Origin of the sequence: Burkholderia sp. ABCPW 11, assembly GCF_001523445.1 — a bacterium.
GTDB lineage: Bacteria > Pseudomonadota > Gammaproteobacteria > Burkholderiales > Burkholderiaceae > Burkholderia.
Window position 1 is genome coordinate 1 of record NZ_LOVM01000037.1, and the last position, 20,823, is coordinate 20,823.

Genomic DNA, 20,823 nt, shown 5'->3' on the forward strand with positions numbered 1-20,823 from the left:
TGGGCTTTCGGTTTGCGAGGCATAAACTCTCCTTGGGAGCATGTTATGCCTTAAACACAAAATTCCTGACAGGCCCGTCGGTCCATTAGCGTCGCCCCTGCGCGGGGCAGCGGTCACTTTTCTTTGTCTTGCCAAAGAAAAGTAACCAAAAGAAAGGCGCTCGAAATCGCATGACCTCCCGGTGCCATGGCCATCAGAGTGGCCACCATCTAAGTGTCCGCGCCAGTCAGGACAACGGAGTGGTTCGAGCAATGGTTCCGACACCACTCGCTACCCCACGGAGCGGTATACCGCTCGCTCGCTCCGTCCTCGCTTCGCTCGACAGGGACACACCCTCAAACAACGCAATCAGTTTACTGCCACCAGCGGGACGGCGGCGCCGGATGCCAAAAATGACGATTCCCCGCGCGCTTGAAGCTCGCCCCTCAGGGTGGTGCCATCTCAAACGTCTCGAACAATATCGAGATGGCCCCTTGCGCCGGGCGACTATGATCGAGACTTCCGGGAGGGACCCAACATGAATAGAAGAATTGCAGTCGTCGGCGATAGCCTGTCAAACGGCGGAACAATCGGCTCATATGATGGACCACGATTCCTGGTCCGCGGGCATCAAGTAGCCTTGATCGGCGGTAGTGCATTCTGCACTGCCTGCCAAAGCACCGGCATCATTGCAAAAGCGGGCGGCCCCTATCGACTCAGGTTCCAGGGTGAAGTTGCACTCGACGGCGATATTGTCCTGTGCGGCTGCTCGACTCCACCAAGCATCGTTGCTGTACTTGCAGATCAAGCGTGGTGCGATGATCAGCTAAAGGGTCTGGGGGAAGTCGTTTCTAGCCGCACGGCAACGGGAGGTGTCCGGTCGCTCAAGAAGGGTGCATTCGACGAACAGATCAAGGCGGCGGCTGACGGCAGTATTCCCGACGGCCCGGAGGGTTACCCGTATTACATCGAGACAGCCGACGGCCGCATCCATTCTGGCGTACTCGATGCAAGCGGCGAGCTACCGCGCATCAACACCGGCGACGAATCGGGAAACTACACCGTCTATTGGGGTGACGAAGCCATTGCAAAAAACATTGCAGGGTGAGTCATGCCTAATCGACCTACAAAGGTCCGCACGAACGACACGCCAAATTCAAAGAAGCCCGTGCAACTACAAGCATTGTCCTTCCAAGCGCTTTGGAACGCGTACCCGAAGAAAGACCCCTACGATGACCCGACTGGCGAATATGCTAACCAATGCGCTATTCGCATGAGCGTCGCGTTTCACGGCATTGGAAGCGATATGAAGTCGTTTTCTCAAAACGTGCTAAAGCCGATGCCCGGCAAGAAGACACTGGGTCGCCTGGTACTTGGCGGAAAAGCGACAGCGACGCGCGCTTACGAACTCGCTGAATGGTTGAAGCTTCGCCCTTTCCTCGGCCTCGGCAAACCTGAAAACATTACCGGTTCGGATTGGCAGGACAAGGTAAAGAATCGAACCGGTATCATCTACTTTTTCGGCTATTGGCGTCAGGAGGGCGACTCAGCCGACTCGCTGAGCGGTGGTCATATCGATCTCTGGAACAAAGACACGCTCACGCCTTCGCTCGTGAGCTTCCTTCGATTTCGCGTCGGCATGTCGCAGTTCCGCAGCCTTCACTCCTACCTGACCGGCAGCGACGATAACTGGTTTTCCGATCTTTCCAATTCGAAAGAAATTCTCTTTTGGGAAGTGAAATGAAGCGTACGGTACTGGCGGTTCTAGGTATTGCATGGGGCTTGTTCGTCACATGGGCGTCCATCTATGCAGCGAATCATATTCACTGGCCCGAGGTGAAATCAGACGCAACAGGATGCAACGATATGGAGCACTGCGCGCCGCATGCGAGATTCGTCGCCGAATTGCTTGCGTCGCTCCTGTGGCCTGCCGTCGCGTTCGGTGTGCTGAACGCCGTGGCCTATCAACGATGGTCGGGTCGCAGGTGGTCTATCGCTTTCGGCGTTGCGACGCTGCTGGCGATTCTGTTCTATGTCGCCCCCTACGCCATGCCCGTATTTGGGCCTGCCCACGAGTAATACTGCGTTAAGGCAAAGCCAATTGAGTCCCGCCGCGCGACCTAGCCGTTAGCGCTCACAGCGCCTTTCTTTTGGTTACTTTTCTTTGGCAAGACAAAGAAAAGTGACCGCCGCCCCGCGCAGGGGCGACGCTAACAGACCGACACGATCACAGGCATTTCACGAAAAACGCGAGCAAACCGCCAAACAAACCAAACCACCCTCACCCCTTCCCCCGCTCGACGAGCGCTCCCCCCCGAGGCTCGCTACCGCCACCCGTCTGCTTCTCGAGCCAGGCTCGTCGATCTTCCCGCGGCGTGACGCCGAACCTCTCTCGATAAGCGTTGGAAAAATGCGCAGCAGAAGAGAACCCACAGGCGAGCGACACTTGAACGACGGACTTGCTGGTCCGCTGCAACTGCGTCCTTGCCTTGAGCAATCGAAGATTGAGGTAATACTTGGAGGGCATCGCCCCGAGATACTGCCGAAAGAGCCGCTCGAGCTGTCGGCGCGACACGCCGACCAACCCGGCGATCTCATCGGTAGTCAGCGGATCCTCGACATTGGCCTCCATCAACAGCAACGCGTCGTTCAACCGAGGATGCCGCTCGCCGGGCGCGGTGACAAAAGGAATCCGCTGCCGCTCCTCGCCGCTGCGCAGCGCCCCGACCCCGAGCGCATCGGCAATCCGCTCCGCGAGGTCCGCCCCATGCTCCCGGCCAATCATGGCCAGCATGAAATCGACGGTTGCCTGCCCACCGGCACAAGTCGCCCGGTCGCGATCGATCTCGAAAATCTGCTGCGTGACGATCGACCGCTCGAACTGTTCGGCGAACTGCTGGTACGTCTCCCAGTTCACGCTCACGCGATACCCGGAGAGCTGTCCCGCCATCGCAAGCCACCACACGCCGTGGTGAATGCCGGTCACGACGGGCGTGCGCTGCCCGACCCGGGCGAGACTCGCGAGAAACAGCCGGTAATCGGCAAACTGCTGAAACCGCTCCGACACGACGATCAACCAGTCGCACGCGATCGCATCGTTGAACGCCGCATCGGCATGCCATTGCGCGCCGCCCGCGAGCGGCACCGGCCGCCCATCCCACGAACACACCTGCCAGCGGTACAAAAGCCGCCCGTCGATCTCGTTCGCGAGATTCAGCGCATCGACGATCGGACCCACACCCGACATCGACACGGGCGGCAATGCAACGATCGCCACCTGCGTCGTGCGGGTGGCGCCTGCGGGACGGGACACCGGTACCACGGTTGAAACCTGCCCTGTCGCGTTACTTGAGGCTGCCCGACAGGAACTGCTTGAGCCGCTCGCTCTGCGGGCGCACCAGCACTTCCTTAGGATCGCCCTCTTCCTCGGTCCGCCCCTGGTGCAGGAACATCACGTGGTTCGACACGTTGCGTGCGAAGCCCATCTCGTGCGTGACGACGATCATCGTGCGGCCTTCCTCGGCCAGCTTCTGCATCACCTTCAGCACTTCGCCCACCAGCTCCGGATCGAGCGCGGAGGTCGGCTCGTCGAACAGCATCACGTCCGGATGCATCGCCAGCGCCCGCGCGATCGCCACGCGCTGCTGCTGGCCGCCGGACAGATGCGACGGATACTGCTTCTCGACGCGCGGCGGCAGGCCGACCTTCTCCAGGTACTCGCGCGCACGCTCCTCGGCTTCCTTCTTCGAAATGCCGAGCACGTGCACGGGCGCTTCCATCACGTTCTCGAGCACGTTCATGTGCGCCCACAAGTTGAAGTGCTGGAATACCATCGCGAGCTTCGTGCGGATGCGCTGCAGCTGCTTGTGATCGGCCACCTCCAGCGCGCCGGTCTTGTCGGCCTTCGTGCGCACGGCCTCGCCGTCGACGACGATCTGCCCCGCATTCGGCCGCTCGAGGAAATTGATGCAGCGCAAGAACGTGCTCTTGCCCGAGCCGCTCGCGCCGATGATGCTGATGACGTCGCCCGCCTTCGCGTCCAGCGACACGCCCTTGAGCACCTCGTTGTCGCCGTAGCGCTTGTGAATGTCGACCGCGGCAAGCTTCACGGAAGCGGACGCGCTCGTTTGAGTGATCTCGGCCAACTGGCTCTCCTCGAGTGAATTCAATGACGGGCGGCCGCGAGATACGCGAGCCAGTGGCGCTCCGCGCGGCGAAACGCCGCGACGAGTGCGAACGATACCGCAAGATAGATCAGCGCGGCGATTCCGAACGACTGGAACGCCATGTAGGTCGCGGAATTGGCGTCGCGTGCGACCTTCAGGATGTCCGGCACGGTCGCCGTGAACGCGACGGTCGTCGCGTGCAGCATCAGGATCACCTCGTTGCTGTACAGCGGCAGCGCACGGCGCAGCGCCGACGGCAGGATCACGCGGCGGTACATCGTGAACGGCGTCATCCCGTACGCACGCGCCGCCTCGACCTCGCCGTGCGGGATCGCACGGATCGCGCCGGCGAAGATCTCGGTGGTGTATGCGCAGGTGTTCAGCGCGAACGCGAGGATCGCGCAGTTGAAGCCGCTGCGGAAAAACGCGTCGAGCAGCGAATGCGAGCGCACGAACTCGAGGCTGTACATGCCCGTGTACATCAGCAGCAACTGCACGTAGAGCGGCGTGCCGCGAAACACGTACGTGTAGAACCGCACGGGCATCGACACCCACTTGTTCCTCGACACGCGTGCGACCGCGAGCGGCACCGCGCACACGAAGCCGAGCGAAATCGATGCGACGAGCAGCCACAGCGTCACCGCGAGGCCGGACAGGCGCTGGCCGTCCCAGAAAAGGAACGCCTTGCCGAATTCCTGGAGGATCTCGATCATAGTTCTGCGTGCCGCACGCCCATGGAATAACGCTTCTCGAGCTGGATCAGCACGAGGTTGGAGACGGTCGTGATCGCGAGATAGATCAGCGCCGCGACGAGGATGAAGAAGAACATGTTGAAGGTGCTCTTGCCGGCGTCCTGCGCGGCCTTCACGACGTCCGCAAGACCGATGATCGACACCAGCGCGGTCGCCTTCACGAGCACCTGCCAGTTGTTGCCGATGCCCGGCAGCGCAAAGCGCATCATCTGCGGAAACATGATCCGCGCGAACACGCGCGCGCCGCTCATCCCGTAGGCCGCGCCGGCTTCGAGCTGGCCGCGCGGGACCGACAGGAACGCGCCGCGGAACGTCTCGGTGAAGTACGCGCCGTAGATGAAGCCGAGCGTCAGCACGCCGGCCACGAACGGATCGATGTCGATCTGGTTCCAGCCGACGAGGTCGGTGAACTGGTTCAGCCAGATCTGGATGCTGTAGAACAGCAGCAGCATCAGCACAAGATCGGGCACCGAGCGGATCAGCGTCGTATAACCGGTCGCGATCGCTCGCAGCACCCGGTTGTGCGACAGCTTCGCCACCGCGCCGATCAGTCCCAATGCCACCGCAGTGGCGAGCGACAGCACCGACAGCTCGATGGTCTGCACGGTGCCGGCCCAGAGGACAGGACCAAAGCCGTAAAGGAACACGCGCGTCTCCAGAATTGAATGAATGCCGACGCGTATGCCTGTCCCGCGCCGGGCTGACGCGGATAGTCGCAAGCGAAATTGATTGCCTCAAATCACCGTGCGCGCGTTTGCTGCGTCGCAGCAATTCGTCCCACCATTTGTGCGCACGACTTACGCCGCTGTTTCAAAAGGGAAAAACCCGTTTCCTGACAGTCTCATGACACGTCGGGAAGCGGGTTTTTTGCAATTTTCCGGTCGCTTTTTCGATATAGCGCCGCACTGGCCATCGAGCCGAATGGGCATGTCCGGACATACGCCACACAATCGCTCGCTCATGCCCGCGACGCGATGCGGGCCGATTCGATGTCATCCGCGGCGACGCCTCATTTTTGCATCTACAAAAACTTCTTGCCACCTCATGTTTTCGCATCCACAATTAGTCGGAATTCCGTTCGTTTTCGATGATGCCAAGGATCTGTCGAACCGACTGAAACATGGCATATCGCTGCGAATGGCCGAATTCGCCGAGTGGGACGCAGCGTGCGCGTGGCCGGACGTTCGTCGCGATTACGGCGAGACGCGCTGGGTCTGCCTGGTGCCGATCGGCGCGCGCCTTCACACGGCGATCGTCGTCCCGCGCGGCCGCGCGCTGCGTGTCGTCAGCCTGCGAAAAGCCAACAACCGAGAGATGATTCGATATGAAGAAGGCGGTTAAATTCATACGCAACACGCCCGAGGAAGAAGCGGCGATCGCGCGCGGCATCGCCGCCGATTCGGACGCCCATGAACTCAGTGACGAAGAAATCGATGCGATGGAGCCATTCGTCGAGGTCGTCGCGAAGAAATTCGGGCGCCCGAAGCTCGAGCACCCGAAGGAACAGGTCAGCATCCGCTACGACGCCGACATCCTCGCCGCGTTTCGGGCGGACGGCCCCGGCTGGCAGACGCGCATGAACGACGCGCTGCGCGACTGGCTGAAGAAGCGCCGCGCGTAAACGTCACCGCCCTTTCAGGATGTCGGAGCGCGAAGTCGTATAGACGAGCCCGTCCGGGCCGAAATGGACGTTGAAGAACGCATCGGTGTTGACGCCGTCCTCGAGCCAGCGCCAGCTCCAGACCGTCTCGGGCTTCAGCGGGTATTGCGCGATGTCGCCAGGCTTGCCGAGCAGGCGTCGCACCTCGTCCTCGTTCATCCCCGGGCGCACTTTCGCAAAATTCTCGGCGGTCAGCACTTGCGTCGCGCCCGTGTAGCGCCCGTTCGCATCGAGGTCGACGAACCAGGTCTGGTTGCCCATCGGGCCGCGCGGATATTCGAGACGCTTCGAGCCGTCGGTGAACGTGCGCTCGGTCTCGGGCTTGCCCATCGTGCCGCGCACGTCGGCCTCGGTCGATTCGCCGACCTTCAGCCCCTTCAGCAGCAGCGGCGCGGGCTTGATCGCGTTGAAGAAGTCCCTGATACGTTGCACGTCGAGATGGCCTTGGTCGTCACAACCGGTTAGCGCCAGCGCAGCGGCCAGCATCGTCACGGAAAGCAGCCGGAAACGGAAAATCATCGGAAGAGTTGCGCGTGTAGGAAACACGCGGCAAGGATACCCGCGCGACGCCGAAAGCGCGAGACGGGCCGTGCGACCCGTCCCGGATTCAATGCGTCGTTTCCGTTTCGGCCCGGGTTTCGGACGCCCGATTCGCCGGCGGCGCGGTGCGCGGCACGGCCAGCGGCGCGCCCAGACGGCGGCGCGTGCGCAGCAGCTCGACGAGCTGCCACGAGCCGAGCGCGAGGCAACCGAACAGCACCTCGCGGCCGCGCTTGACCACCGCGAGCGACAGCGCCGTCTCGCGGTCGACGCCGAACATCTGCGCGAGCAGCACGACGGTCGCTTCCTGCACGCCGAGCCCGCCCGGCACCATGAAAGCCGCATGCCGCACCGCCTGCGTCATCGCCTCGATCGCGATCGCGCCGCCGATCGACACCGGGTGGCCGAGCAGCGCGAGCGCCCAGTAGATCTCGAGCGCGCCGAGCACGTAGCCGGCCAGTTGCCAGAAGAAGGCGCTGAACAGCAGGCCCGTGCGCGACATCAGCGAATCGATGTCGGCGTCGAGCCGACGGCCGTCGACGCCCTGCAGCAGCCGGTGCGAATCGCCGAGCAGGCGGCCCGCGAAACGCTCGATCGCATGGAAGATGCCGCCGCGCCGCATCAGCACCACGCCGAGCACCGGCAACGGCAGCGTCAGCAACAGCGCGAGGCCGATCGTGCCGCCGCCCATGTTGTCGGTTGCCGCGAGCAGCAGCACGAGGCCGAGCGCCGCGAACGCATACTGCACGACGATCGTCACGAGCACCTCGACGATCACCGACGCAGTCACACGGCTCGCGTCGGGCACCTGCCAGCGCGCGAGCCGGATGCCGACGATCTCGCCGCCGATCCCGACCACGGGCAGCAACCGATTCACGGCCTCGCGCACGGTCGCGATCCACCACAGGAACCGCAGCGAGCTGCGCCGGTCGAGCAGCAGGTGCCACGCGTACGCATCGAGCAGCAGCGGCAGAGCGTGGAACGGCACCAACCACAGCAGTGCGTAGCCGGCGCGCGCGAGCATCTGCGACACGTCGCCGACGCCTTCGTGCAGCCCCAGCGCGAGCAGGATGCCGACGCCGATCGGCCAGCCGAGCCACTTGATCCACTTGCTCATGACGGCTGGGCTCCCGGCGCCCGCGACGCGTGCGCGCCGCGCCGTGCCGCGGGCTCGCCGAATACGGCGGCGAAGCCGCCGGTCGCGACGCCCGCCGCCTTCAGCGCGGCCGCGACGCGCGGCGACAGCAGCGCATCCAGTTCGTCGACCGGACGGTAGCCGGCCATCGTCGGCGTGATCGGGCCGTCGCCGGCTTCGGCCGGATGGCAATAGATCTCGCCGACACCCGGCGGCAGCTTCGCGAGCGCGTCGAGCAGCACGGCCTCGTCCATCGCGCCCGTCCGCTCGATGCCGACCACGTAGTCGTTATGCGCGAGCCCGGCCCGGTTCAGCCGAGCGCGCACCAGCGCGATCCACGGCTTGAGCCACGCGGGCGCGCCGGTTTCGTACGGCAGCCGCACCGCGCGCAGCCCGTAGTCGCGGCCGATCTCGACGATCATCGACAGCACGGTCGGATGCAGGTGGAAATGCTTGTGCGCGTTCACGTGGTCGAGCGGCAGGCCGCTCGCCGCGAACGCATCGAACTGCGCACGGATTTCGCGGCGCAGTTGCGCGCGAACGTGCGGCAGGAAGAAAAAGCGACAGCCGTCCTTCGCCATCGCGTCGCCGAATCGCCCGTCGGGGCCGACGAGTGCGGGAATGTCATGCGCGGGAAGCGTGGCCGGCCCGTCCGCGAGCACCAGATGCAGGCCGACCGCGAGCGACGGCAGCCGCCGCGCGCGTTCGATCGCATCCTGCGCCGCGGGCGCACCGACCATCAGGCTGGCGGCGTTCAGCACGCCGTCGCGATGCGCGCGCTCGACCGCCGCGTTGACGCGCGGATGCAGCCCGAAGTCGTCCGCGGTGAAAATCAGCGCCTGCGCCGCCCGCTGCGTCGCCACGGATCAGGCCTCGTGCGCGCGCAGGAAGCGGAAGAACTCGACGCCTTCGCGCAGGCGACGCTTCATCATGTCCCAGCTCGTCAGCATCTCGCGCACGATCTCCCAGATCTTCGACGGACGGAAGTAGAACTGGCGATAGAACTGCTCGAGGTGGTGATAGATCTCGTCGCGCGACAGGTGCGGATAGCCGATCGCGGCGAGCTGCACGCCTTCCTTGCTCACCAGGTTGATGGTCTTGTTCTCTTCCATCCAGCCGTTTTCCACGGCCTGCTTGTAGAGCGTCGTGCCCGGATACGGCGCGGCGAGCGAGACCTGGATCGTGTGCGGGTTGATTTCCTTCGCGTACTCGATCGTCTTCTTGATGGTCTCCTGCGTCTCGCCCGGCAGGCCGAGGATGAAGGTGCCGTGGATCTTGATGCCGAGCTTCTTGCAGTCCGCGCTGAAGCGGCGCGCGAAATCGGTGCGCACGCCCTTCTTGATGTTCACGAGGATCTGGTCGTCGCCCGATTCGAAGCCGACCAGCAGCAGGCGCAGGCCGTTCTCCTTCATCACCTTCAGCGACTTGTACGGCACGTTCGCCTTCGCGTTGCACGACCAGGTCATGCCGAGCTTGCCCAGACCGATCGCGATCGCTTCGGCGCGCGGCAGGTCGTCGGTGAAGGTGTCGTCGTCGAACATCAGTTCCTTCACTTCCGGCATGTTGTCGCGGATCCACTTCGCTTCCGCGAGCACGTTCTCGACCGAGCGCGTGCGGTAGCGATGGCCGCTGACCGTCTGCGGCCACAGGCAGAACGTGCAGCGGGACTTGCAGCCGCGGCCCGTGTAGATCGACACGTACGGATAGTTCAGATAGCCGATGAAATAGTTGTCGATCTTCAGGTCGCGCTTGTAGACGGGCGCGACGAACGGCAGCTCGTCCATGTTCTCGAGGATCGGACGCGCTTCGTTGTGCTCGATCGAACCGTCCTTCGCGCGCCAGCTCAAGCCCTTGATCTCGGGGAACGGCTTGCCTTCGGCGAGTTCCTTGCAGGTGTAGTCGAACTCCTCGCGGCACACGAAGTCGATGGCGTCGCTCGCCGTGAGCGAGTTGTGCGGATCGACCATCACCTTCGCGCCGACCATGCCGACCAGCATCGACGGCTTCATCTTCTTCAGATCCTGCGCGAACATCGCGTCGGTCGGGAACGACGGCGTGCTCGTGTGGATGATCACGAGATCGTAGTCGTTGGCGATCTTCAGCGTCTCCTCGACCGACAGGCCGTCGGCCGGCGCGTCGACGACGCGGCTGCCCGGCACGAGCGCGGCCGGCTGCGCGAGCCAGGTCGGATACCAGAAGGAACGGATTTCGCGCTTCGCCTGATAGCGCGAGCCGGCTCCGCCGTCGAAGCCGTCATACGAAGGGGCCTGCAAGAACAGCGTTTTCATGAATGCTCCGGTAGCCTGCATAGTTCGTTTCGTTACAACGATTCAGTCAAAAAACCGCGGGCCGCCATGCCGGCGCCCGCCTCTCCGTCATGTCGCGCCGCGCGGCTTCGCCGTGCGACGCGTCTCGGCCCGCGGGCCGGTTCGATCGACAGCCCTAGCGGCCGTCCACTGCTTCCACGGCCGCCGTCGCGCGCTCGCCGCCGACGACCGTCATCCTTGCGCCGCGCCACACGACCTGCGTGCCGAACGCGGCCGCGAGCCACTCGAGCGCGAGCAGCGTGTCGCGCACCGCGACGAGCGGCAGGTCGCGCCAGAACGCGCGCCAGCCGTCCTCGCCGCGCGCATGCAGCACGAGCCGCCCGAATGCGCCGACCGCAGCCGCTCCGCCCGCCAGCCAGCCGGCGAAGGTGCCGTCGAGGCGCAATGCGAGCGCCGCGCCGATCGCGAGCCATGGCACGGTAAACGTAATGAACAGGAACGCGAAGCCGGCCGGGTTCAGCGAACGAATCGTGCGCAGCCAGCGCGTCTCGCGGTGCCATAGCGGCCCGAACGACGGTTCGATCACGTCGGTCGCGACCTCGACCTCCGACAGCACGGTGCGCCGCCCGAGGCGGCGCGGCAGCTCGGCCAGCCAGAAATCGTCGGCCAGCTCGTCCTTCAGCGCGAAGAGACCGCCGATCCGGTCGAGCGTGTCGCGCGTGAGCGCGAGCGTCGCGCCGAAGCCGAAACGGCTCGAGCGGCCGAGGTGCGTGATCCGCACCGACGGCGCAAACCAGGCGTCGACGAACTGCGCGCCGATCCGCGTCCAGAAGCCGCCGACGCTGCGCGCATGATACAGGCACGTGACGACCCCGACCGACGCGTCGGCGAGCGGCGCCGTCACGCGCTCCAGATAGTCGGGCTGCACCGCGATGTCGCTGTCCGCGATCACGATGCGACCGTATTTCGCGCGCTCGGCGAGATTGATCAGGTTGCTGACCTTCAGGTTCTTGCCATGCACGCGCGCGTCGATCACGAGCGTGATGTCGCACTCCGGATGATCGGCGCGCAGCCGCTCGACGATGGCGATCGCCGGATCGGCGGACGATGCGACGCCGAACAGCACCTCATAGCGCGGATGGCGCTGCGCGCAGAAAGTCGCGAGGTTTTCGTACAGGTGCGGCTCGGCGCCGCACAGCGGCTTGAGCACGCTGACCGGCTCGAAGCCGTCGCGCACCGCCGTGCGCGGCGTGCGCGGCCGCGGCGCGAAGGCCGCGACGAGCGCATAACCGGCCGCGGCCAGCGTGAACGCGATCAGGAGCCAGTCGAGCAGCGTGACGGTGGGCGTCATGCGCGACGCCTCCCGGCGGCATGGGCGCCATGGCAAACGCTTGAGCGCGATTGAGCGTGATGCGGTTTTCCGACAACGACGAACGCGGGCACGACCCGACTCCTTGTTCCAGCAGCGTCTGTAAGGGGGAGGCACGACCCGTTGTTCGGGTTCGGCCATGCCCGGCTTCGCGTGGCGTATCCCCGCGCAGCGCCAGGACGGCATGCGGGAAGACTCGAATGGCTCCATCGGCACAACATGGGCAGGCGCCGGATTTTAGCAGTCCGCGCCCCCCCGCGCTCGGCGCTACGAGAAACGGACTAGTGCAATTCCGGCAAAGCTGAGCGGTCGACGAACCCGATCGGTCCGGCCACGTTCACATTAGCGTAAGCACTTTGCAGGCGTATTGCAGTCTTGAAAATCAAACGTTTCGTGCAAATTTGTGTGTCGATGCGGTATCACTTCCAATCGCCGTAAAGTTTGGTAATTAATCGACGATTAGATTGATTTTTGCAACGATCGTCGCAAGCAACCCTGCGCCCCTGTAAGGCGCATGGGTATCCGCGCGTTGCCAGCACGTTCCGGAACCCTTTGGCAAAATCCTTGGCGTTTGTTGCGTAATCGCATCACCACGCCACCCCGTTTCGAAGGTCCCCCGATGACACCCTTTTCCGTACTCGATCTCGCCCCCATTCCGGCCGGCGCCGACGCCTCGCAAGCGTTCCGTAACACCGTCGATCTCGCACAGCACGCGGAGCGCTGGGGCTACCGGCGCTACTGGCTGGCCGAGCATCACAACATGCCGGGGATCGCGAGTGCGGCCACCGCCGTCGTGATCGGCCACGTCGCGGGCGCCACGCAGACGATCCGGGTCGGGTCGGGCGGCATCATGCTGCCGAACCACGCGCCGCTCGTGATCGCCGAGCAGTTCGGCACGCTCGCGTCGCTGTATCCGGGGCGCATCGATCTCGGCCTCGGCCGCGCGCCGGGCACCGACCAGACCACGTCGCGCGCGCTGCGCCGCGACCTGATCGGCAGCGCGGACTCGTTTCCGGATGACGTCGCGGAGTTGCAGCGCTACTTCGCGGAGCCGGTACCCGGTCAACGCGTGCGGGCGGTGCCGGGCGCCGGGCTCGACGTTCCGGTGTGGCTGCTCGGTTCGAGCCTGTTCAGCGCGCAGCTCGCGGCGATGCTCGGGCTGCCGTTCGCGTTCGCGTCGCACTTCGCGCCGGATTATTTGATGCGGGCGCTCGAGATCTATCGCGCGCAGTACCGGCCGTCGGCCGCGTGGCCGAAGCCGCATGCGATGGTCGGCGTCAACGTGTTCGCGGCCGACACCGACGACGAGGCGCGGCGCCTGTTCACGTCGCTGCAGCAGCAGTTCATCAACCTGCGGCGCGGCACGCCGGGCAAGCTGCCGCCGCCCGTCGACGTGCTCGAGGCGAACGAACTCGAACTCGCGACCGTCGCGCATTCGCTGTCGTTCGCGGCAGTCGGTTCGCGCGACACGGTGCGCGACAAGCTGCGCGACCGTATCGCGCAGACGGGCGCCGACGAGCTGATCGTCACCGCGCAGATCTACGATCATGCCGCGCGGCTGCGCTCGTTCGAGCTGACCGCCCAGATCCGCGACGAGCTCGCGAACGAGGCAAGCTGACGGCACGACCGCGCGCGGCCGGCCGCCTGCCCCGCATCACTGCGGGTGCACGGCCTCCAGCCCGTCGAGCAGCGCCTTGTGGAACGCGTCCGGGTCCTGGATCTGCGGCGCGTGTCCGAGCGCCGGGAATTCGACGAGCTGCGCGCCGGGAATCGCGGCCTGCGTGCGCTTCGCGAGCTCCGGATAGCGGCCGAGCTTCGCGTGCACGTCGGGCGGCGCGACGTCCTTGCCGATCGCGGTCGTATCCTTGTCGCCGATCATCAACAGCGTCGGCACGCGGATCGCGCCGAGTTCGTAGACCACCGGCTGCGTGAGAATCATGTCGTAGATCAGCGCGGAGTTCCACGCGACCGCGTCTCGGCCGGCGCCGCGATACATCCCGGCGAGCATCTGCACCCAGCGCTCGTACGACGGCGACCACTTGCCCGCGTAGTACGTGCCCTGCTCGTAGCGGCGGATCCCGTCGGCCGTGGTCTTCTGTTCGCGCGCATACCAGTAGTCGACCGACAGCGGCGGCACGCCGAGCGCTTTCCAGTCCTCGAGGCCGATCGGGTTCACGAGCACGAGCTGCTCGGTCGCCTTCGGATACATCAGCGCGTAGCGGATCGCGAGCATCCCGCCCGTCGAGTGGCCCATGATCGTCGCCGACTTCACGCCGACCGATTCGAGCAGCGCGTGCGTGTTGCGCGCGAGTTGCTGGAAGCTGTACTGGTAGCGCTCGGGCTTCGACGACTTGCAGAAGCCGATCTGGTCCGGCGCGATCACGCGATAGCCGGCGCGGCTCAGCACGCCGATCGTGTCCTCCCAGGTCGCCGCGCAGAAATTCTTCCCGTGCAGCAGCACGACGGTGCGGCCGTTCGGGTGCGCAGGCTGCACGTCGAGGTACGCCATCTCGAGGGTTTCGCGCTGCGACACGAACGCGTATTCGTGCACGGGCGCCGGATACGCGAACCCTTCGAGGCGCGGGCCGTACACGGGCCCGTCGTTGGCGGCGGGTGTCGCGGCGACGGTCGCAACGGGTATCGCGCACGCGGCGGCGGCGCTCGCGCCGAGCACGGCGGCGCGCGCGACGGACAACATCTTGCAAATCGAAAGCATGGCGATCACGGTGATTGGAGACGCGCGCGGGCAGTCGGGCTGCACCCGTGCTGCATCGCGCCCCGCGATTTTACGCGGTCGCATGACGACGACGCGCAACACTCCGGGGCCGCGCGACTTCCGTGCGCACGACGAACTCGGGTATCGTGTGACGTGACCCTGAAACGCGTGCAGGCGAATTCCCATGAAAAACGTCCTCAGCATTCAGTCGCACGTCATCTACGGCCATGCCGGCAACAGTGCGGCCGTGTTCCCGATGCAGCGTCTCGGCATCAACGTCTGGCCGCTCAACACCGTCCAGTTGTCGAATCACATGCAGTACGGCCACTGGGCCGGCAGCGCGATCGATGCCGCGAAGATGGAACAGCTCGTCGACGGCGTCGCCGCCATCGGCGCGCTCAAGCGTTGCGACGCGGTGCTGTCCGGCTTTCTCGGCTCGCCGCCGCAGGCGCGCGCGGCGGCCGAGATCGTGCGCTCGGTGAAGGCGATGAATCCGAACGCATGGTACTTCTGCGATCCGGCGATGGGCCAGACGGGCGGCATCCGGCCCGAGCCCGGCGTCGAGGAATTCATCGTCCAGGAGATGCCCGCGCTGGCAGACGGCATGTCGCCGAACCACACCGAGCTGCAGAAGCTCGCCGGGCGACGCATCGAGACCGTCGCCGAAGCCGTCGACGCCTGCCGCGCGCTGATCCGCCGCGGCCCGAAGATCATCCTCGTCAAGCACCTGCACGACCGCAACAGCCCGGCCGACCGTTTCAACATGCTCGCCGTCACCGAAACCGAAGCGTGGATCGGCCAGCGGCCGCTGTATGCGTTTCCGCGCCATCCGGTCGGCGTCGGCGACCTGACTAGCGCGATCTTCGTCGCGTGCCGGCTGCGCGGCGACTCGGTGCGCGCCGCGTTCGAGCACACGCTCGCGGCCGTGCATGCGGTCGTGAAGGCCACCTACGACGCCCGCCGCTACGAGCTCGAACTCGTCGCCGCGCAGGACGAAATCGCGCGGCCGAGCGAATGGTTCGGCGCGTGGGTGACCGACGCCTGACGCATGCGCATCGCGATCGTCGCCGCTGCCGCCCCTCTGCACCCTCTGCACCTTTGCCGCTCTCTACCGCCCTCTGCCTTCCCTCTGCCGTCCCTCTGCCGCCCCCGCACCCGTCCCGCCGCTCCCCACTCCTCCGGCGTGCCACGCGCCGCCCGCCTCGACCGTCGCCGCTTCCTCGCGGTTCGTACGGCGGCGTGCCGTCGCCCGCTATCCGATCCGCGCGTGCAAACGTTTCCGGACTTCACATGAATGACACCGATTCCTCGCTATGCTCGCGGCGGCACGAACCGGCGCAGCCGCATCCTGCGACCCGGCGCGCGCCGTTCCCGCAGGTCCCGCCAATCGGCTCCCCCTTTTCCGCACGATAACGACCATGACCCGATCGAACCGTCGTGACTTCCTGCGCGTCGCCGCCGGCACTGCCGGCGCCGCCGCGCTGAACCTGTTCCCGCCCGTGATCCGAGATGCGCTCGCGATTCCCGCGAACCGCCGCACCGGCACGATCCGCGATATCGAACACATCGTGATCCTGATGCAGGAGAACCGTTCGTTCGACCACTACTTCGGCACGATGCGCGGTGTCCGCGGCTTCGGCGACCCGCGCCCGCTGCGCCTCGCGAACGGCAAATCGGTGTTTCACCAGCCGGTCGGCCCGGCCGAACTGCTGCCGTTCCACCCGGGCGCCGACAAGCTCGGCCTGCAGTTCCTGCAGGACCTGCCGCACGGCTGGCAGGACATGCACGCCGCCTGGAACAAGGGCCGCTACGACCAGTGGGTGCCGAACAAGGGCACCACGACGATGGCGTACCTGAAGCGCGACGACATCCCGTTCCACTACCAGCTCGCCGACGCGTTCACGATCTGCGACGCGTACCACTGCGCGATCCCGAGCTCGACCGACCCGAACCGCTACTACATGTGGACGGGTTACGTCGGCAACGACGGCACGGGCGGCGGCCCGGTGCTCGGCAACGACGAAAAGGGCTACGGCTGGACGACCTATCCGGAAGTGCTCGAACAGGCCGGCGTGTCATGGAAGATTTACCAGGACATCGGCACCGGGCTCGACGCGAACGGCTCGTGGGGCTGGACGCAAAACCCGTACATCGGCAACTACGGCGACAACTCGCTGCTCTACTTCAACCAGTACCGCACCGCGCTGCCCGGCACGCCGCTGTACGACAAGGCGCGCACCGGCACCAACATCAGCGCCGGCGGCACGCTGTTCGACGTGCTGCAGCAGGACGTGAAGAACGGCACGCTGCCGCAGGTGTCGTGGATCTGCGCGCCGGAAGCATATTCCGAGCATCCGAACTGGCCCGCCAACTACGGCGCGTGGTACATCGAGCAGGTGCTGAAGGTGCTCGTGTCGAATCCCGACGTGTGGAGCAAGACCGCGCTCTTCATCACGTACGACGAAAACGACGGCTTCTTCGATCACGTGCCGCCGCCGTTCGCGCCGCAGTCGCGCGACAACGGGCTGTCGACGGTCGCGACGACCAACGAGGTATACGCCGGCGACGCATCGCACATGGCCGGCCCGTACGGCCTGGGGCCGCGCGTGCCGATGCTGGTCGTGTCGCCGTGGACCAAGGGCGGCTGGGTCTGCTCGCAGACCTTCGATCACACGTCGCTGCTGCAATTCATCGAGGCGCGGTTCGGCGCGCAGTATCCGGTCACGGCCGCCAACGTGTCGCCGTGGCGTCGCGCGGTGTGCGGCGACCTGACGTCGGCGTTCGACTTCGCGACCGCGGACGCCGCCTGGCCGACGCTGCCCGACACGAGCGGCTACGCGCCGCCCGACCGCGCGCGCCATCCCGACTACATCCCGGTGCCGCCGGTGCTGCAGAAGCTGCCGAAACAGGAGGCCGGGCTGCGTCCGGCGCGTGCGCTGCCGTACGAGCTGTTCGTGCACGGCCGCGTCGAAGCCGCGAACGGCCAGTTCCGGCTGACCTTCGCGAACACGGGCCGGGCAGGCGCGGCGTTCCAGGTCCAGTCGCGCAATCGCGTCGACGGCCCGTGGGCGTACACGGTCGAAGCCGGCAAGCGCGTCGCCGACACGTGGAGCGCCGCCGCGTCGCTCGGCTTGTACGACCTCGACGTGTACGGCCCGAACGGCTTCTACTGCCATTTCCGCGGCCCGTTCGCGACCGGTGTCGGCAGCGCGAACGTGAACCCCGAGGTGATCTACGGCTACGACGTCGCGAACGGCAACATCACGCTGCGCCTGATGAACCGCGGCCACAAGGCCGTGCGGCTCAAGGTCACGAACGCGTACGGCCACGGTCAAGCGCGCACGTTCGACCTCGCGCCGGGCGCGCACGTCGACGATTACTGGGACCTGCGCGGCAGCCACGGCTGGTACGACCTGACCGTCAGCGACGGCCGGCTGCTCGGCTTCCTGCGCCGCTTCGCGGGTCACGTCGAAACGGGCCGCCCAAGCACCAGCGACCCGCTGATCCGCACGACCGCGTCGCACGACGACGCCGAAGCCGCATCGGACGCCTTGTCCGACTGACGTCGACCCAACGCGGCGCGGCCCCGGCGGGCCGCGCCGCTGCGTTGCCCCGCTCCGCCCCCTTCCTCCCCCGGCCATTCCGTTCGCGACGGGAAATTCCCGATACCGGCCGCCCGCGCACGCGCGGAAGCTATGCGCAAATCCGCATCGAATGCGCGACAAATTTCCAAGACCCGTGCATATCGGCGACCTATATATCGAGGCAATCGGGGCTCTTCGCGGAGCCTGACGGGAGATGTTTCCGAGAATCACGATGCCGACCTCCCCGCCCGATTCCGAGAAGCGGTCGAACCGCCCGCCCGTCGCACGCGCCTGCCCGCCGAACGCGTGCGGTACCTACTCGCAGGTGTCGAACAAGAGGAACAACATGAAATTCCGTCATTCCCTGCTGTCGGTGTCGATTGCATCCGCGCTTGCCCTCCTCTCGCAACAGGCCGCCCAGGCCGCCGACGCAACCGACGTGAAAGTCGGCTTCGCCGCGCCGCTCACGGGCGTGAATGCCGGCTACGGCAAGGATCTGCAAAACGGCGTACAACTCGCGCTCGACGATGCGGTCGCGCAGAAGGTGCTGATCGCCGGCAAGCCTGCCCGTTTCAATCTCGTCGTGCAGGACGACCAGGCCGACCCGCGCATCGGCGTGCAGGCCGCGCAGGCGCTGGTCGACCAGAACGTGTCGGTCGTGGTCGGTCACTTCAACTCGGGGACGACGATCCCGGCATCGGTGGTCTACGACAAGGCCGGCATTCCGGTGATCGACCCGGCCGCGACCAATCCGACGCTCACGTCGCGCGGGCTCGCGAACATGTTCATGGTGATCGCGACCGACGGCCAGAATGCCGGCAACGCGGGCAAGTACGCGGTCGACGTGACGAAGGCGAAGCGCATCGCGATCATCGACGACCGCACGGCGTTCGGCCAGGGCGAGGCCGACGAATTCGAGAAGGCGGTGAAAGCCGCCGGCGGCAACCTCATCGGGCGCGAGTTCACCAGCAACCAGGCGGTCGATTTCCGCGCGCAGATCACGAGCCTGAAGGCCAAGAATCCCGACCTGATCTTCTTCGGCGGCCTCGACTCGCTCGCCGCGAACTTCATCAAGCAGATGCGGCAGCTCGGGCTGAATGCGCAGTTCGTCGGCGGCGGCGGCGTGAAGGACAACGAGTTCATCAAGATCGCGGGGCCGGCCGCCGAAGGCGCGATGGCGTGGGAATATGGCCGGCCGCTCGACGAGCTGCCGCAGGGGAAGGATTTCGAGGCGCGCTTCAAGAAGCGCTTCGGCGTCGACGTGCTGTCGTACGCGCAGTTCGGCTACGACGCCGCATGGGCGGCGATCAAGGCGATGCAGGCGGCCGGTTCGACCGACCCGAAGGCCTATCGCCCGGCACTCAAGAAAATCGACTTCGAAGGCGTGACCGGCCGTATCTCGTTCTCGAACGACGGCTCGCTGAAGAGCGGGATGTCGACGCTGTACCAGGTGAAGAACGGCGCGTGGAAGACGATCGTGACGAAGGGGGGCTGAGCGGCGAGGGAAGCGGCCGGCGGCGGAAATGCCGCGTGGCCGCCGACATCGAGGCGGTCATGCCGACCTTATATGACGACTGATGTTAATGCCATGCGGCGGGACACGCATCCATGCGAGTCCCGCGAGACTTGACGGTCAACCTGCCTCGGCCTCGGCTGCCTCGTGCGCGCGGCGCAGCCGCTCGCGGCTGTTCGTGAGGTGCGTGCGCATCGCGGCGCGGGCGGCTTCCGGATCGTGGCGCGCGATCGCCTCGTAGATGTCCTCGTGCTCGTGGTTCAGCCGGCCGACGTAGCGCTCGAGGTCGTCGCCGGCAAAGCGCGCCGAATTCACGCGCGTGCGCGGGATGATCGACGTGCCGAGCTGCGTCATGATGTCGACGAAATAGCGGTTGCCGGTGGATTGGGCGATCTGCAGGTGGAACTGGAAATCGAGCTGCGCGGTGTCGCGGCCGCTGCCCGCGCCCGTCGCGATCGCGTCGAGCGCGCGCCGCAGTGCGGCGAGGTCGGTATCGTTCGCACGCTGCGCGGCGAGGCTCGCGCACTCGCTTTCGAGGCTGATGCGCAACTCCAGCACCGCGAGCACGTCGCGCAGCGTCGTGATCGTCGCGGGATCGATGCCGAGCGTCTGGCGGCGCGACGGCTCCAGCACGAAGCTGCCGATGCCGTGGCGCGTCTCGACGAGGCCGCTCGCCTGCATCCGCGAGATCGCCTCGCGCACGACCGTGCGGCTCACGCCCTGTGCCGCCATGACTTCGGTTTCGGTCGGCAGCTTGTCGCCGGGACGCAGCGTGCCGTTTTCGATCTGCGCGGTCAGCGCGTCGACGACATCTTGTGCGAGGCTGCGTGCGCGACGGCGCGGCGCTGCGGGAAGCGTAGGCACGGACATGTGGCCGGTTCCTTTTTGAATGATCGTAATGTGAGCCGAGGGTTTACGCGGGGTTTGAGCGAAAGCCGATGATTCATTATACTGCGTCACAAGTCATCCGACGACTGATGATCGGCGCATGGATCTCCTGTCGACTCAGATCGGCTGTTCAGCACATCTGGTCCCATGCGCGACGATCGACCCGCGTTCGCGTTCTGCGCTCCGCTGGCCGGCTGTCGCTCCCACCCCGTTTCGGGTTGCGTCGGCATGCGGGCTTGCGCGCCGCGCACGTC

At 65.7% G+C, this 20,823-nt stretch carries 20 protein-coding genes and 1 pseudogene; 9 read left to right on the forward strand and 12 right to left on the reverse strand.

Annotated elements, in window-relative coordinates:
- Nucleotides 1–517 precede the first annotated feature (517 nt).
- The 3 genes from WS61_RS33555 to WS61_RS16315 are packed head-to-tail and all read left to right on the forward strand — an operon-like array spanning nt 518 to nt 2,058.
- A complete protein-coding gene (locus WS61_RS33555; RefSeq protein WP_095211756.1) occupies nt 518–1,087 on the forward strand; it encodes a PAAR domain-containing protein in 570 nt (189 codons plus the stop codon).
- Between the two features lie 3 nt (nt 1,088–1,090).
- Entirely contained in the window at nt 1,091–1,723 is a 633-nt protein-coding gene (locus tag WS61_RS16310) for a type VI secretion system amidase effector protein Tae4 (protein WP_059501516.1), read from the forward strand.
- Nucleotides 1,720–2,058: a hypothetical protein gene (locus WS61_RS16315; protein ID WP_059501518.1), complete on the forward strand. Its 339-nt coding sequence runs from the start codon at nt 1,720–1,722 to the stop codon at nt 2,056–2,058. The genes WS61_RS16310 and WS61_RS16315 overlap by 4 nt, the downstream gene beginning before the upstream one ends.
- Nucleotides 2,059–2,117: 59 nt before the next feature.
- Here WS61_RS16315 and WS61_RS36085 read toward each other — a convergent pair.
- From WS61_RS36085 to WS61_RS16335, 5 genes and pseudogenes are all read right to left on the reverse strand, one after another.
- A pseudogene (locus WS61_RS36085) lies at nt 2,118–2,189 on the reverse strand (ion transporter); the annotation flags it as partial.
- A gap of 71 nt (nt 2,190–2,260) precedes the next feature.
- The gene (locus WS61_RS16320; RefSeq protein ID WP_059501520.1) at nt 2,261–3,301 is read right to left on the reverse strand and encodes a GlxA family transcriptional regulator; all 1,041 of its coding nucleotides are present in this window, start codon (nt 3,299–3,301) and stop codon (nt 2,261–2,263) included.
- A 22-nt stretch (nt 3,302–3,323) separates the two neighbouring features.
- On the reverse strand, nt 3,324–4,124 hold the full coding sequence (locus WS61_RS16325) for an ABC transporter ATP-binding protein (protein ID WP_034206824.1): 801 nt from the start codon (nt 4,122–4,124) through the stop codon (nt 3,324–3,326).
- A gap of 20 nt (nt 4,125–4,144) precedes the next feature.
- The gene (locus WS61_RS16330) at nt 4,145–4,858 is read right to left on the reverse strand and encodes an ABC transporter permease (protein ID WP_034206823.1); all 714 of its coding nucleotides are present in this window, start codon (nt 4,856–4,858) and stop codon (nt 4,145–4,147) included.
- Nucleotides 4,855–5,544: an ABC transporter permease gene (locus WS61_RS16335; RefSeq protein ID WP_006488734.1), complete on the reverse strand. Its 690-nt coding sequence runs from the start codon at nt 5,542–5,544 to the stop codon at nt 4,855–4,857. Before WS61_RS16335 ends, WS61_RS16330 begins: the two co-directional genes overlap by 4 nt.
- 82 nt (nt 5,545–5,626) lie before the next feature.
- Here WS61_RS16335 and WS61_RS35665 point away from each other — a divergent pair, with 82 nt between their 5' ends.
- Nucleotides 5,627–6,238: a BrnT family toxin gene (locus WS61_RS35665; RefSeq protein ID WP_257127277.1), complete on the forward strand. Its 612-nt coding sequence runs from the start codon at nt 5,627–5,629 to the stop codon at nt 6,236–6,238.
- Complete coding sequence (locus WS61_RS16345) at nt 6,222–6,518, forward strand: BrnA antitoxin family protein (protein ID WP_059501524.1); 297 nt, start codon at nt 6,222–6,224, stop codon at nt 6,516–6,518. The genes WS61_RS35665 and WS61_RS16345 overlap by 17 nt, the downstream gene beginning before the upstream one ends.
- A 3-nt stretch (nt 6,519–6,521) precedes the next feature.
- On the opposite strand, the gene WS61_RS16350 is transcribed toward WS61_RS16345, so the two are convergent.
- From WS61_RS16350 to hpnI, 5 genes are all read right to left on the reverse strand, one after another.
- Nucleotides 6,522–7,076 (reverse strand): lipoprotein, encoded by a 555-nt coding sequence (locus WS61_RS16350; RefSeq protein ID WP_034206821.1) that lies wholly within the window; start codon nt 7,074–7,076, stop codon nt 6,522–6,524.
- 88 nt (nt 7,077–7,164) lie between these two features.
- Nucleotides 7,165–8,214, reverse strand: a complete 1,050-nt coding sequence (locus WS61_RS16355) for a lysylphosphatidylglycerol synthase domain-containing protein (RefSeq protein WP_059501527.1) — start codon at nt 8,212–8,214, stop codon at nt 7,165–7,167.
- Entirely contained in the window at nt 8,211–9,095 is an 885-nt protein-coding gene (hpnK, locus tag WS61_RS16360; protein WP_059501528.1) for a hopanoid biosynthesis-associated protein HpnK, read from the reverse strand. The genes WS61_RS16355 and hpnK overlap by 4 nt, the downstream gene beginning before the upstream one ends.
- A gap of 3 nt (nt 9,096–9,098) precedes the next feature.
- Nucleotides 9,099–10,541 carry a hopanoid biosynthesis associated radical SAM protein HpnJ gene (gene hpnJ, locus WS61_RS16365; RefSeq protein WP_306453344.1) on the reverse strand — a complete coding sequence of 481 codons (1,443 nt, stop codon included), beginning with the start codon at nt 10,539–10,541 and terminating at the stop codon, nt 9,099–9,101.
- A 133-nt stretch (nt 10,542–10,674) separates the two neighbouring features.
- Nucleotides 10,675–11,850, reverse strand: coding sequence for a bacteriohopanetetrol glucosamine biosynthesis glycosyltransferase HpnI (gene hpnI / locus WS61_RS16370; protein ID WP_059501530.1), 1,176 nt, complete (start codon nt 11,848–11,850; stop codon nt 10,675–10,677).
- A 637-nt stretch (nt 11,851–12,487) separates the two neighbouring features.
- On the opposite strand from hpnI, the gene WS61_RS16375 reads away from it, so the two are divergent.
- A complete protein-coding gene (locus WS61_RS16375; protein ID WP_059501532.1) occupies nt 12,488–13,486 on the forward strand; it encodes an LLM class flavin-dependent oxidoreductase in 999 nt (332 codons plus the stop codon).
- A gap of 36 nt (nt 13,487–13,522) precedes the next feature.
- Here the strand turns inward: WS61_RS16375 and WS61_RS16380 are convergent, their stop codons facing one another.
- The gene (locus WS61_RS16380) at nt 13,523–14,584 is read right to left on the reverse strand and encodes an alpha/beta fold hydrolase (protein WP_059501534.1); all 1,062 of its coding nucleotides are present in this window, start codon (nt 14,582–14,584) and stop codon (nt 13,523–13,525) included.
- A gap of 184 nt (nt 14,585–14,768) precedes the next feature.
- Between WS61_RS16380 and pdxY the strand changes: the two genes are divergently transcribed.
- The 3 genes from pdxY (at nt 14,769) to WS61_RS16395 (ending at nt 19,663) form a co-directional block, all read left to right on the forward strand.
- Nucleotides 14,769–15,629: a pyridoxal kinase PdxY gene (gene pdxY, locus WS61_RS16385; protein WP_059501536.1), complete on the forward strand. Its 861-nt coding sequence runs from the start codon at nt 14,769–14,771 to the stop codon at nt 15,627–15,629.
- Nucleotides 15,630–16,002: 373 nt separating this feature from the next.
- A complete protein-coding gene (locus tag WS61_RS16390; RefSeq protein WP_059501538.1) occupies nt 16,003–18,147 on the forward strand; it encodes a phosphocholine-specific phospholipase C in 2,145 nt (714 codons plus the stop codon).
- 367 nt (nt 18,148–18,514) lie between these two features.
- Entirely contained in the window at nt 18,515–19,663 is a 1,149-nt protein-coding gene (locus WS61_RS16395; RefSeq protein ID WP_059501713.1) for a branched-chain amino acid ABC transporter substrate-binding protein, read from the forward strand.
- Nucleotides 19,664–19,801: 138 nt separating this feature from the next.
- On the opposite strand, the gene WS61_RS16400 is transcribed toward WS61_RS16395, so the two are convergent.
- On the reverse strand, nt 19,802–20,551 hold the full coding sequence (locus WS61_RS16400; protein WP_034206811.1) for a FadR/GntR family transcriptional regulator: 750 nt from the start codon (nt 20,549–20,551) through the stop codon (nt 19,802–19,804).
- Between the last annotated feature and the right edge of the window lie 272 nt (nt 20,552–20,823).